This window comes from Achromobacter sp. MUI-25009338 (genome assembly GCF_057359325.1).
The window spans coordinates 1,827,414-1,839,614 of the sequence record NZ_CM170627.1; the positions used below are offsets into that span (position 1 = coordinate 1,827,414).

General features: G+C 69.3%; 11 protein-coding genes. 7 read left to right on the forward strand and 4 right to left on the reverse strand.

Annotated features, from left to right (window positions below):
• Nucleotides 1–2: 2 nt before the first annotated feature.
• Nucleotides 3–1,010: an ABC transporter substrate-binding protein gene (locus AC1IQ6_RS08765; protein WP_102772533.1), complete on the reverse strand. Its 1,008-nt coding sequence runs from the start codon at nt 1,008–1,010 to the stop codon at nt 3–5.
• Between the two features lie 312 nt (nt 1,011–1,322).
• On the opposite strand from AC1IQ6_RS08765, the gene AC1IQ6_RS08770 reads away from it, so the two are divergent.
• From AC1IQ6_RS08770 to AC1IQ6_RS08790, 5 genes are all read left to right on the forward strand, one after another.
• Entirely contained in the window at nt 1,323–2,621 is a 1,299-nt protein-coding gene (locus AC1IQ6_RS08770) for an imelysin family protein (protein WP_102772532.1), read from the forward strand.
• Nucleotides 2,618–4,135 carry a di-heme oxidoreductase family protein gene (locus AC1IQ6_RS08775; RefSeq protein ID WP_485866171.1) on the forward strand — a complete coding sequence of 506 codons (1,518 nt, stop codon included), beginning with the start codon at nt 2,618–2,620 and terminating at the stop codon, nt 4,133–4,135. The genes AC1IQ6_RS08770 and AC1IQ6_RS08775 overlap by 4 nt, the downstream gene beginning before the upstream one ends.
• Nucleotides 4,135–5,223: an imelysin family protein gene (locus AC1IQ6_RS08780; RefSeq protein ID WP_485866172.1), complete on the forward strand. Its 1,089-nt coding sequence runs from the start codon at nt 4,135–4,137 to the stop codon at nt 5,221–5,223. Before AC1IQ6_RS08775 ends, AC1IQ6_RS08780 begins: the two co-directional genes overlap by 1 nt.
• Nucleotides 5,213–6,334 (forward strand): DUF1513 domain-containing protein, encoded by a 1,122-nt coding sequence (locus AC1IQ6_RS08785; RefSeq protein ID WP_102772856.1) that lies wholly within the window; start codon nt 5,213–5,215, stop codon nt 6,332–6,334. The genes AC1IQ6_RS08780 and AC1IQ6_RS08785 overlap by 11 nt, the downstream gene beginning before the upstream one ends.
• A 124-nt stretch (nt 6,335–6,458) precedes the next feature.
• Nucleotides 6,459–7,292: a mechanosensitive ion channel family protein gene (locus AC1IQ6_RS08790; RefSeq protein WP_102772529.1), complete on the forward strand. Its 834-nt coding sequence runs from the start codon at nt 6,459–6,461 to the stop codon at nt 7,290–7,292.
• Nucleotides 7,293–7,349: 57 nt separating this feature from the next.
• Here the strand turns inward: AC1IQ6_RS08790 and AC1IQ6_RS08795 are convergent, their stop codons facing one another.
• The gene (locus AC1IQ6_RS08795; protein WP_102772528.1) at nt 7,350–8,111 is read right to left on the reverse strand and encodes an IclR family transcriptional regulator; all 762 of its coding nucleotides are present in this window, start codon (nt 8,109–8,111) and stop codon (nt 7,350–7,352) included.
• 160 nt (nt 8,112–8,271) lie between these two features.
• Here AC1IQ6_RS08795 and AC1IQ6_RS08800 point away from each other — a divergent pair, with 160 nt between their 5' ends.
• The gene (locus tag AC1IQ6_RS08800) at nt 8,272–9,261 is read left to right on the forward strand and encodes a Bug family tripartite tricarboxylate transporter substrate binding protein (RefSeq protein ID WP_102772527.1); all 990 of its coding nucleotides are present in this window, start codon (nt 8,272–8,274) and stop codon (nt 9,259–9,261) included.
• A gap of 81 nt (nt 9,262–9,342) precedes the next feature.
• Here the strand turns inward: AC1IQ6_RS08800 and AC1IQ6_RS08805 are convergent, their stop codons facing one another.
• Complete coding sequence (locus AC1IQ6_RS08805) at nt 9,343–10,122, reverse strand: RNA methyltransferase (protein ID WP_111824583.1); 780 nt, start codon at nt 10,120–10,122, stop codon at nt 9,343–9,345.
• A gap of 117 nt (nt 10,123–10,239) precedes the next feature.
• On the opposite strand from AC1IQ6_RS08805, the gene AC1IQ6_RS08810 reads away from it, so the two are divergent.
• On the forward strand, nt 10,240–11,025 hold the full coding sequence (locus AC1IQ6_RS08810; RefSeq protein ID WP_102772525.1) for an inositol monophosphatase family protein: 786 nt from the start codon (nt 10,240–10,242) through the stop codon (nt 11,023–11,025).
• A gap of 163 nt (nt 11,026–11,188) precedes the next feature.
• Here AC1IQ6_RS08810 and AC1IQ6_RS08815 read toward each other — a convergent pair whose 3' ends face one another.
• Complete coding sequence (locus tag AC1IQ6_RS08815; RefSeq protein WP_209166912.1) at nt 11,189–12,187, reverse strand: FAD:protein FMN transferase; 999 nt, start codon at nt 12,185–12,187, stop codon at nt 11,189–11,191.
• Between the last annotated feature and the right edge of the window lie 14 nt (nt 12,188–12,201).

The following is a 12,201-nucleotide window of genomic DNA, read 5'->3' on the forward strand; positions in this document are numbered from 1 at the left end:
GCTCAGCCCTTGTAAAGCATCGTGGAGACGTCGACCTTCTGCGCGAAGACGCCTTTTTCGGCGAAGAGGTCGAAGTACTTCTGGAAGTACTGGATGTCGCTTGGCGTGAATTCGTCGTAGAGCGTGTAGGCCGCGAGCGGCACGGCCTGCGTCATCGGGCCTTCGATCGCGGTGTAGCCCTTCATGTAGGGGCGCGCCTCGTCGGGCTTGCCGCGGATCAGCTCGATGCCGCGGGCATACGCGGCGATGAATTTCCGGCTTTCCTCGGGATGCTTTTCGAGGAAGGCGGTGGTCAGCGAGGCCGATCCGCCGAACCACGGCGCCATCGGATCGCCCAGCACATACTTGGCGATGACGCCCGCCTCCAGCACGCGGGTGGTGCCGTTGAGCCGGCCCACGGTGCCGGTGGGCTCGAGCGTGTAGCAGGCATCGAGCTGGCCGGCGGCGACCGCGGCGACGTGCTGGCTGATCGCCAGTTCGACCACGGTCGCCCCGGTCACGCCGGCACGCTCCAGCACCGCCTTGGCCAGCGTGGAATTCTGGATGCCGGGCCCGGTTCCCACCCTTTTCCCCTTGAGGTCCGCCATGGATTGGATGGGGCTGTCTTTCGCGACGATGAATTCATCCAGCACGTTGCGCGCGTTGCTGGGATTGGACGCGAAAATCTTGAACAGGCCGGGCGAGGCTATCTCGCCGATGGCCAGGTTGGCCGATCCGGTGCCGTTGGCGCTGCCGTCCGCGCGGCCGGCCAGCATGGCTTCCATGACTTGCTGCGGGCCGGCGAACTTCAGCGCCTCGACGTTGAGGCCGGCCTCCTTGAAGTAGCCCTTTTCCAGGGCCGCGTAGAAGGGCAGGCCGGCCGCGACGGGCCAGAAGCCGATGCGGATGACCGGGCCCGATTGCGCCCGCACGAGCGCGGGCGCCGCCATTGCCGCGGCGCCCAGCGCGGCGCCCCGGATCAGCCGGCGGCGGCTGGCGTTGAAGGCAAAGGGCTTGTTTCGGTCGATCATGCGAGGCTCTCCTGGTCGGCAATGGATATGGCGCTTGTGAACACGCGTGCATATGGAGGACATCAAGCAAGAGCCATGCCAGGCCGCATCCGGCCTGCCGCAACGGCGGCGCAAGGCAGAAGCGGCGTTCGGCTGGTGCGCCGCATGGGCCGTGTTGGTGCATGGCGCACCACCGCAGGGGCCAACAAAAAGCCCGGTATCTGACGGTATTCTGAACAACAAACGAAAATTGTTTACACTCGCATCCTCAAAATCCAAAGACCAGGGAACCGCCGCGGGGGCGGGGCCCTGTCCAGATACGGGAGAACGTCGATGCGCAAGTTGTTGTTGGGAGCGGTGTTGGCCGCCACGGTATTCGGAGGCGTGGCCCAGGCGGCCGTCGAACCCAAGGCTGTGGTCGCCACGTATTCGGACCTGGCGCTGGCCGGCTACGAAGATTCGCTGGCTTCCGCCCGGACGCTGCGCAAGGCCGTCGACGCCTTGATCGCCAAGCCCAGCGCAGAGACGCTCGCGGCCGCGCGCGCGGCCTGGCTGGCCGCCCGCGTGCCGTACCAGCAGACCGAGGCCTACCGCTTCGGCAACCCCATCGTCGACGACTGGGAAGGCCGCGTGAACGCCTGGCCGCTGGACGAAGGCCTGATCGACTACGTCGACGCCTCGTACGGCACCGAGAACGACGAGAACGCCTACTACGCGGTCAACGTCATCGCCAATTCGAAGATCTCGGTCGGCGGCAAGACGGTGGACGTCAGCAAGATCACGCCCGAGCTGCTGTCCGAAGTGCTGCACGAGGCCGATGGCAACGAGGCCAACGTGGCCACGGGCTATCACGCCATCGAATTCCTGCTGTGGGGCCAGGACCTGAACGGCACCGGCCCGGCGCCGGCCGACCGCAAGGGCACGCCGCAGGAGCGCCATTCGGGCAACCGCCCGCACACGGATTTCGATCCCAAGCAATGCACCGGCGGCCATTGCGAGCGCCGGGTCGAGTTCCTGAAGGCCGTGACCGACCTGCTGGTGTCCGACCTGGAAGAGATGGTCGGCAACTGGAAGAAGGACGGCGCCGCGCGCAAGGCCGTCGAGGAAGACCCCAAGGCGGGCCTGATCGCCATGCTGACGGGCCTGGGCAGCCTGTCCTACGGCGAACTGGCCGGCGAGCGCATGAAGCTGGGCCTGATGCTGCACGATCCCGAGGAAGAGCACGACTGCTTCTCGGACAACACGCACAACTCCCACTATTACGACCAGATCGGCATCCGCAACGTCTACCTCGGCGCGTACACCCGCATCGATGGCAAGACGGTCTCGGGCGCCAGCCTGTCCGACCTGGTCCGCGCCAAGGACCCCAAGCTCGACGCCGAAGTGCGCGCCAAGCTGGACGCCACGGTCGCCGCCATGCAGGCCATGAAGACCCGCGCCGAAACGGTGGAAACCTACGACCAGATGATTGCCGACGGCAACAAGGAAGGCAACGCCGTGGTGCAGGCCGCCATCGACCGCCTGGTCGACCAGACGCGCAGCCTGGAGCGCGTGATCGCGCTGCTGGAGCTGGGCAAGGTCTCCATCGAAGGTTCCGACAGCCTGGACAAACCCGACGCCGTATTCCAGTGAAATTCGCATTAGCCGCCGTATTGGCGGCGTCGGCGCACGCCGTCGCCGCCGCCGCGCCCGACCTGCCCGCCGGGCGCGACGACCTGAGCGCCGAGGACCGCAAGCGCGTCACGGCCATCACCGCGCCCACGCGCGACTTCTCCAAGGTCGAGAGCTTCGAGACCATGCAGGCCGGGGCCGCCACCATCAACAAGCTGATCAACGCCGACATTTTTTCGCACCCGTCGGCCAACATGAGCTTCGAAGGGCGCCAGCAGTTCCTGGTCGGCAACGGGCTGTTCCGCAAGGACTGGGTGTCGGCGCCGGCCTCGACGCAGGCCTCCGACGGGCTGGGGCCGCTGTTCAACGCGCGTTCCTGCCAGGCCTGCCATACCAAGGACGGACGCGGCACCGTGCCGGGCTTCGATCCGCTCGAACGCACCGACGCCGTGGCGCTGCTGCTGCGCCTGGCGGTGCCGCAGGGTCCCGACCGCGGCCATCCCAGGCTGGCCGCCGACGAGATCGCCTCGCTGCCCGAGCCGGTCTACGGCGTGCAGCTGCAGAACTTCGCGGTGGCGGGGCTGCCGGCCGAAGGCCGCATGGAGATCGAGTACGAGCCGGTCACGGTGGCGCTCAACGGCGGCGAGACCGCCACGCTGATGAAGCCGACCTACCGCATCGAGAACCCCGGCTACGGTCCGCTGCGCGCCGATACGCAGATCTCGCCGCGCCTGGCCCCGCCCATGATCGGGCTGGGCCTGCTCGAAGCCATCCACGAGGCCGATATCCTGGCCAACGTGGGCTCGGACCGGCGCGACGGCATCGTCGGCAAGGCCAACTGGGTGACCGACGCCCGCACCGGCGCGCGCGTGCTGGGACGCTTCAACCTGAAGGCCGGCCAACCCACGGTGGCGCAGCAGAGCGCGGCCGCGTTCTCCAACGACATGGGCCTGTCCACGCCGCTGTTCCCCAGGCATTCCGGCGACTGCACCGCCGCGCAGCCGCAGTGCCTGGATATGCCGCACGGCGCGCAGCCGCGCTTCGGCGACGAGGAAGTGCCGGGCAAGCTAATGGATTTCGTCACCATCTATTCCACCAACCTGGCGGTGCCGCAGCGCCGCGAGGCCGACGACGCGCGCGTGCTGGCCGGCAAGAAGCTGTTCTACGAATCCAATTGCATCGCGTGCCACGTGCCCAAGTACGTGACCAGCCGCAACGCCAGGCAGCCCGAGCACCGCTTTCAGCTGATCTGGCCTTACACCGACATGCTGGTGCACGACATGGGCGACGAGCTGGCCGACGGCGTGTCCGACGGCGAGGCCACCGGCCGCGAATGGCGCACGCCGCCGCTGTGGGGCATCGGCCTGACCAAGACCGTCAATCCCAACGCCACCTGGCTGCACGACGGGCGCGCGCGCAGCCTGCTGGAGGCGGTGCTGTGGCATGGCGGCGAGGCCAAGCCGGCGCGCGATCGGGTGGTCGCGATGACGCCCGAAGAACGCGCCGATCTGATCCGTTTCCTGGAGTCTCTGTAATGGCGGGATACGCCAAGCACGTACTGAAACTGGCCGCCGCGGCGGCCTTGGTAGCGGCCGCGCCGTGGGCCGCGGCCGCCGGGCTGCCGGCCGACCTGGGCGAACGGCTGGCGCGCGACTACGCCCGTCCGGCCGTGGCCACGATGGCGGACGCCGCCTCGGCCCTGGAGGGCGAACTGGGCAAGTGGTGCGCCCAGCCCGGCGCGGCCGGCGCGGCCCGGATCGAAGAGAGCTTCGAGCGGCTGGCGCTGGCCTGGTCCGGCGTGGAGATCCTGCGCTTCGGGCCGCTGGTGCAGGCCAACCGCTATGAGCGCCTGGCGTTCTGGCCCGACACCCGCGGCGTGATGCCCAGGCAGGTGCAGGCGCTGCTCGCGGCCGAAGACCAGGCGCTGCTTGCGCCCGGCGCGCTGGCCGGGCGCAGCGTGGCGGTGCAGGGCCTGCCGGCGCTGGAATACGTGCTCTACGGCGAGCCGGCCCTGTTGGACAAGCACGGCACGCCGGGCTTTGCCTACGCCTGCGGCTATGCGCGGGCCGTGGCCGCCAACGTCGCCACGATCTCGCGCGACGTGGCCCAGGCCTGGAGCGCCGACGGCGGCTTCGGACGCCAGTTCGCGCGTCCGCAGCCCGGCAACGACCTCTACCGCGATTCGCAGGAAGTGGCGGCCGAGGCCATGAAGGCCTTGTCGACCGGCCTGCAGTTCGCGCGCGACGTGAAGATCGTGCCCGTGCTGGGCGAGAACGCCGGCCAGGCGCGTCCCAAGCGCGCGGCGTTCTGGCGCAGCAAGCTGTCGATGAAACTGGTGGCCGCCAACGCCGAGGCGCTCGATGCGTTCTACCGGGCCGGCGCCTATCCGCTGCCGGCGGGCGAGGAGTGGATGGCCGCGTCGGTGACCGGCGAGCTGGCCAGCGCCGCGCGCACCCTGCGCGCCGTGCCGGTCCCGCTGGAGCAGGCGCTGGCCGGCGAAGAAGGGCGACGGCTGCTGACGCTGGCGTCGCTGACGCTGCAGAACGCCAAGGCCATCGTCGACCAGGACCTGGCGCCCGCCCTGGGCGTCATGATCGGATTCAATGCGCTCGATGGCGATTGACCGGCGCCGCTTCCTCTCGCTGGCGGCCGCGCTGGGCCTGGCGCCCGGCGCGGCGCTGGCCGCCGCGCCCGCGGACGGCGCGGTCCTGTATCTCAGCGCGCGCAAGCGCGGGGGCCGCGACGAAGCGGTGCTGCTGGATGAGACCGGACGCGACCGGCTGGTGGTGCCGATGCCGGCGCGCGGGCACAGCTTCGCCATCGATCCGGCCGGCGGGCGCGCGGTCGTGTTCGGGCGCCAGCCCGGCTTTTTCGCGCTGGCGTTCTCGCTGCGCGGCGCGGGCGGCCCGCAGGCGCTGCCCATGCACGACGAGCGGCATTTCTTCGGCCACGGGGCCTACCTGGACGGCGGCCGGCTGCTGGCCGCCACCGAAAACGATTTCGAGGCCGGGCGCGGCGTGCTCGGTCTGTACGACGCCAGCGCCGGCGGCGCGTACCGCCGCGTCGGCGAGTTCGACACCGGCGGCATCGGCCCGCACGAAGTGGTGCTGATGCCCGACGGCAAGACGCTGTGCGTGGCCAACGGCGGCATCCTGACGCATCCCGACTACGGCAAGCTGGAACTCAACCTGGACACGATGCGGCCGTCGCTGGCCTATATCGACGCGGCCAGCGGCGAGCTGCTGGAGCGCCACGAGCTCGCGCCCGAACTGCATCGTCTGTCGATCCGCCATCTTGCGCTGGCCGCCGACGGCAGCGTCTGGTTCGGCTGCCAGTACATGGGGCCGGCGGCCGACCGGCCGGCGCTGGTGGGCCGCCACCGGCGCGGCGGCCGGCTGGAATTGTTCGCAGGCCCCGAACCGGTGCTGCGCCAGATGCGCAACTACGTCGGCTCGGTCTCGGTCGACGCGGCCGGCGCCGTCGTCGCCACGTCCAGCCCGGTGGGCGGGCAGGTGATCTACTGGGAGGCGGCCAGCGGCCGCTGCCTGGGCACGACCGCGCTGGCCGACGGCTGCGGCGTGGCGCCCGCCGCGCCCGGGGGCTTTCTGGTCAGCAGCGGCACGGGCGCGATGCTGCGCGTCGACGCCGCCGGCCAGGAACAGGACCGCGTCCTGCCGCCTGCGCGCGAACTCGCCTGGGACAATCATTTCCGCAAGGTCGCGGCCGGCGCCTGAGCCGTATCGGTCGTATCCTTACAAACCTTGACACGACGGGACCGCGCCGCGGCGCCAGGCGCAAGCCGCATCTGATAAAGTCCCTGGTCGTTTTTTCCGGCAACCGGCAATTACAGGAGATTCCATGGAAGAAGCCTTGAAAGAATTTAATGCCTGGGCTCCCAAGCTCATGGAGCTGGGCGGCAATCTGCTCGTGGCGCTGCTGATCCTCGTCATCGGCTGGTGGGTGTCGTCGCTGCTGGGCGGCTGGGTGCGCAGGGCCGCGGCCCGCTCCAGCAAGATCGATCCCACGATCGTGCCGATGTTCTACAGCACCGTGGTCTGGACGGTGCGCATCTTCACCGTGATCGCGGTGCTGGCGCGTTTCGGCGTGCAGACGGCCAGCCTGATCGCGGTGCTGGGCGCCGCCGGCCTGGCCGTGGGCCTGGCCTTGCAGGGCACGCTGCAGAACATCGCGGCCGGCATCATGCTGCTCATCCTGCGTCCCATCCGCGCCGGCGAATACGTGGCGCTGAGCTCGGGCGCCGACGGCACGGTCGAAGAGGTGGGCCTGTTCCTGACGCGGCTGGTCCAGGTCGACGGCATCCACCTGACCCTGCCCAACAGCACCGTCTGGAACGCGACCATCACCAACTACAGCCGCAACAAGACGCGCCGCCTGGATATCCCGGTGCCGGTGCGCTACGGCGACGACCTGGAGCAGGTGCTGTCCAAGCTGCAGGCGCTGGTCGACGCGCGCGAAGATGCGCTGAAAGACCCGGAACCGCAGGTCAAGGTGTTCGACTACAAGGAGAACGGCGTCATCGTCAACGTGCGCGTGTGGGCCGATGCCGCCAAGTACTGGGACCTGCGCTGGGGCCTTTACCAGCAGATCCGCACCGAACTGGAGCGGGCCGGCTTCCAGCCGCCGATCCCGCTGCGCGAGATCCAGAACCCCAAGACCGGCGCGCCCGCCTGAACGCGGACGCGACGCGGCAGTACGAACGGGCGCCCGGCGCCCGTTTTTTTCGGCCGTTCAGGCCTGCACGGCGAGCCGCGCCAGTTCCGCCTTGATCCAGCCGGCGATTTCGCGCTGGCGCTGGGCGGGCATGCGGTCGATGATGGCCGTGACGCTGACCGCCAGCAGCGGCGCGCCCTGGGCGTCGAGCAGGGCGCAGCCCACGCCCAGCGCGCCGCGCACCGCGTGGTTGCCGACCACGGAATAGCCGCGGGCGCGGGTGTTTTCGATCAGGCGGAACATTTCCTGCGGCGTCATGCCGCCGTATTCGTCCAGGCGCCCGGAATTGCGCTCGACGATGCCGCGCGCCGTATCGTCGGGCAGCGCGGCCAGCAGGGCCATGCCGCCCGAGCCCACGCCCAGCGGCTGGCGCTTGCCGGCGTAGGTGGCCAGGATCTGCACCGGATAGCTGCCGATCTCGCGGTGCAGGCTGATGGAATCGTCCTCGTCGCGCACCACCAGGAACACCGCGTCGCCGGTGCGGTCGGCCAGCCGGCGCAGCACGGGCAGCAGCTGGCGCACCCGCGGATCGCGCGAGCGCGTGTCCGGGTCCACCGCCAGCTGGGCGCGGTATTTCTTGGTGCCGGCCACGGGCAGCACCAGCCCGGCGTCGAGCAGGGCGGCCAGCAGGCGATAAATAGTGGGGCGCTGGATGCCGGTCAGGCGCGCGATGTCGGTCACGCTCAGGCCGTCCGGGCCTTGATCTCGCAGGGCGGCCAGTACGGCCAGCCCGCGCCGCAAAGTGCGCGGGCCTGCGGCCGCGGCGTCGCTGTCTTGCATGGAATTCTCTGAAAACTAAGGGTTATTCCGGAACGGTCAAGGGAAAACCATTGTCCGTACCGTGGACTCTACCTTGATGCAGCGGCCGTGTATAGCTGAGAATGCCTCATCCAACAATTCAAATCGTCCATTTTATGGACAGTACCTGCACGGAGACACTATGACTAAGGGTCAAAAGCCTGCCCTGCGGCGTCTTGCCGCCACCGTTCTGGCCACCGCCGCGAGCGCATTCGCCATGGGGTCCGCCCACGCCGCCTATCCCGACAAGCCCGTACGCATCGTGGTGGGCTTTTCCGCCGGCGGCACCACCGACGTGATCGCCCGCATCATGGCCAAGGAACTGACCGAAAGCCTCGGCCAGTCGTTCGTGGTCGAGAACAAGCCGGGCGCCGGCAGCAACATCGCCACCGACCAGGTCAAGCGCGCCACGCCCGACGGCTACACGCTGCTGTTCGTGGCCGTGACCAGCGCCATCAACCAGACCCTGTACAAGAACGTCAATTTCGACCTGACCAAGGACTTCACGCCGGTGGCGCTGGGCGCCAAGGTGCCGAACATCCTGGTGGTCAATCCCCAGGTGCCGGTGAAGTCGGTGCAGGAACTGGTCGACTACGCCAAGAAGAACCCGGGCAAGCTGGCGTTCGCGTCCTCGGGCAGCGGCACCTCCATCCACATGGCGGGCGAGCTGTTCAAGATGAAGACCGGCATCGACGTGCTGCACGTGCCGTACAAGGGCAGCGCCCCGGCCGTGACCGACCTGGTCGGCGGCCAGGTGCAGTTCATGTTCGACAACATGCCCTCGTCGTGGCCGCACGTGCAGTCGGGCAAGCTGCGCGCCCTGGCCGTGACGACCAAGGAACGCTCCAAGAGCGCGCCGGACCTGCCGACGATGCAGGAATCGGGCTACAAGGATTTCGACGTGTCGTCGTGGTTCGGCCTGATCGCCCCGGCCGGCACGCCGCCGGAAGTCGTCAACACGCTGAACGCCGCCATGGTCAAGGCGCTGGACAAGCCGGAAGTGCAGAAGAGCTTCGAGAGCCTGGGCGCGGTGGGCGTGAAGACCACGCCGGCCGAATTCGGCCAGTTCATCAAGTCCGAAGTGGAAGGCTGGGCCCCGGTGGTCAAGGCCTCGGGCGCCAAAGTGGATTGATCTTCGTGTCGCGGGCGGCGCGCCGCCCGGCGACCGATGCGTGGGGATGGGCCATGGCCCATCCCTATTTTTTTGCGCGGCCTACTGCCCGTTCCGGCTTTTCTTCAGCATGGCCGTGCAGACGCCGCGCATCATATCCACCTCGTCGCGGCTCAACTCCAGGCGGGTGAAAAGATGGCGCATGCGCGGCATCAGCTTCTTGGGATGGGCGGGGTCCAGGAAGCCGACGCCCACGAGCGCCTCTTCCCAGTGCGCCAGGAAAGCCTGCACCGCCTCGCCGGAGGCCGGCGCGGCGCCGCGCGCGGGTTCCTGCGCGGTCGAGGCCGGCAGCAGCGGGGCGCCGGCGGCCGCCAGCAGCGCGTAGCGCAGTTCCCAGGCGGCCAGCTGCAAGGCCTGGGCCACGTTCAGCGAGCTGTATTCGGGGTTGGCGGGGATGTGGCAGATGCGGTGGCACAGCGCGATCTGGGCGTTGGTCAGGCCCGCGCGCTCGGTGCCCAGCACCACCGCGGCCACGCCCTCGGCCGTGTCCGCCAGGTGGCCGCGCGCCAGTTCGGCGGCCTGCCGGATGTCGCAGGGCGGGGGGCCGAGGTCGCGCACCCGGGCGGTCAGCGCGAAGGCCAGCGTCACCGGCGCCAGCGCCGCTTCGAGCGAACCGTAGACCTGGGCGCCTTCCAGCACGTCCAGCGCGCCGCTGGCCAGCGCCACGGCCTCGGGCTGACTGGTTACATCCGGAAACTTGGGGGCCACCAGCACCAGTTCGGAAAAGCCCATCGTCTTGATGGCGCGGGCCGCCGAACCGACGTTTCCGGGGTGGCTGGGGTTCACCATGATGAAGCGAACGCGTGAAAATGCTTGAGTCATTTAAAATGGCACGTTTGGCTTAGTGCCTTCCTGGTTTTCTGGGTCGATTTCCCCCGGCCGCAGGGGGCGGCAAGCGGCCTATCATCAAGCCAACTCATCGCATTCGTACGGAATTTTATGCACCCGATGCTCAACATCGCCATCAAGGCGGCCCGGCGTGCCGGCACCATTATCAACCGTGCCAGCATGGATTTGGAACGACTCAGCGTGGCTCGCAAGGGGCCGCGGGATTATGTCACGGAAGTCGATCGCGCCGCCGAGGAGTCCATCGTCGAGACGCTGCGCGCGGCCTATCCGGAGCATGCCGTCCTGGGCGAGGAATTCGGCCTGCAGGGTCCGGACCAGGCCGAATTCCAGTGGATCATCGATCCCCTGGACGGCACCACGAACTTCATCCACGGCCTGCCCAACTACGCGGTCTCCATCGCGCTGACGCAGCGCGGCCAGGTCACCCAGGCGGTGATCTACGATCCGTCGCGCAATGAACTGTTCACCGCCAGCCGCGGCAGCGGCACGTTCCTGAACGACCGCCGCGTGCGCGTCTCGGGCCGCACCCGCTACCACGACGCGCTGCTGGGCGCGCACTGGCCCAACTCGGGCGACCCGGAACAGGGCTCGGCGCGTTTCCGCCAGATGGCCGAAGGCAGCACGGGCGTGCGCCGCCTGGGCTCGACCGTGCTGGACCTGGCCTACGTGGCCTGCGGCCGCCTGGACGGCTTCTGCGGCGTGGGCCTCAAGCCCTGGGATTTGGCCGCGGGCAGCCTGATGGTGCTGGAAGCCGGCGGCCTGGTCGCCGACTTCGACGGCGAGCAGGGCTGGATGGACAGCGGCAACGTGCTGGCCGCCAGCCCCAAGATCTTCACGCAGATGCTGTCTTCGCTGAACCCGCCTTCGGCGGCGTGATGGCCGGGCGGCTGGCGCCGCCCAATGAATCTCGCGCTGCACTCATCCTACGATGGGTGCCTCGAACGTAGGATGGGTGCAACGCGCCCCATCCGACACAAGCAACGCACCGCCAAACGCGCGAAACCCATCGGGCGGCGCCAGCCGCCATCAACAACCCCTTTCAGCCCCCCGCTTCCAACACCTTCAGCCCCCCATCCGGCAACGCGAACCATGCCCGCAGCCCGTGTTCGCGCACGATGGGCCGCGCGGCGTCCAGCGGCATGTGCGAGAACGCCGTGGACAGGGCGTCGGCCAGGGTGGCGTTGGGCGCCATGACGGACACGCTGCGGTATAGCGGACGCGCGCGGCCGGTGCGCGGGTCGAAGAGATGGGTGTAGCGGCCCTCGGCGTCCAGCGCGGTGCCGTAGCCGCCGGAGGTGGCCAGGGCCTGGTTGCGCAGGCTGGCGGTGGCCAGCAGGCGCGCGGGGTCCTGCGGGTCGGCCAGGCCGACCTGCCAGTCGGCGGCCGCGGCGCGGCTGTCCATGCCCTGGATTTCGCCCATGTCCACCAGCGCCCGCTCCAGCCCGCCCAGCTTCAGCAGCTCGGTGACGCGGTCGGTGATGTAGCCCTGGGCGATCCCGTTGAGCGTGATCCCCATCCCCGGACGGCCCAACGCGATGCGGCCGCTGTCCAGCGCCACGTCTTCACGCGACACGCGAGCCAGCGCCCGCGCCACCGCCTGCGCGGACGGCCCGGCGGGATCGGCGCCCGGCTGCGAGAAGTGCCCGGCGTACAGCTGCCACAGCGGCTGCACCGTGGGGTCGAAGGCGCCGCCGGTGAGCCTGCCGTAGCGCAGGCTCACGCTGAGCAGCTGCAGCAGGTCGGCGGGCGGATCGTCCAGATAACCCTGGCGGTTCAGGCGCGACAGGGCGCTGTCTTCGCGGTACAGGCTAAAGATGCCTTCGAGCCGACGCAGTTCCTGCAGCGCCTGCGCGATCAGGCGCTGCGCCGCCTGCGGTTCGGGATGGTACAGGCGCAGTTCGGCGTCGGCGCCCAGGGCGACGCCGCGCCACACGGTGGGCGCGATGGAAGCCGCGGCGCGGCGCGCGGGCAGGGGGGCGAGCGCCAGCGCGGATGCGGCGGCGGCGATGCCGATGAAACGGCGGCGGGTAGGATTCATGGCGACAGGCCTGC

Coding starts and splice junctions, on each gene's coding strand:
- AC1IQ6_RS08765 (WP_102772533.1), bottom strand. CDS start 1,010: ATGATCGACCGAAACAAGCCCTTTGCCTTCAACGCCAGCCGCCGCCGG.
- AC1IQ6_RS08770 (WP_102772532.1), top strand. CDS start 1,323: ATGCGCAAGTTGTTGTTGGGAGCGGTGTTGGCCGCCACGGTATTCGGA.
- AC1IQ6_RS08780 (WP_485866172.1), top strand. CDS start 4,135: ATGGCGGGATACGCCAAGCACGTACTGAAACTGGCCGCCGCGGCGGCC.
- AC1IQ6_RS08785 (WP_102772856.1), top strand. CDS start 5,213: ATGGCGATTGACCGGCGCCGCTTCCTCTCGCTGGCGGCCGCGCTGGGC.
- AC1IQ6_RS08790 (WP_102772529.1), top strand. CDS start 6,459: ATGGAAGAAGCCTTGAAAGAATTTAATGCCTGGGCTCCCAAGCTCATG.
- AC1IQ6_RS08795 (WP_102772528.1), bottom strand. CDS start 8,111: ATGCAAGACAGCGACGCCGCGGCCGCAGGCCCGCGCACTTTGCGGCGC.
- AC1IQ6_RS08800 (WP_102772527.1), top strand. CDS start 8,272: ATGACTAAGGGTCAAAAGCCTGCCCTGCGGCGTCTTGCCGCCACCGTT.
- AC1IQ6_RS08805 (WP_111824583.1), bottom strand. CDS start 10,122: ATGACTCAAGCATTTTCACGCGTTCGCTTCATCATGGTGAACCCCAGC.
- AC1IQ6_RS08810 (WP_102772525.1), top strand. CDS start 10,240: ATGCACCCGATGCTCAACATCGCCATCAAGGCGGCCCGGCGTGCCGGC.
- AC1IQ6_RS08815 (WP_209166912.1), bottom strand. CDS start 12,187: ATGAATCCTACCCGCCGCCGTTTCATCGGCATCGCCGCCGCCGCATCC.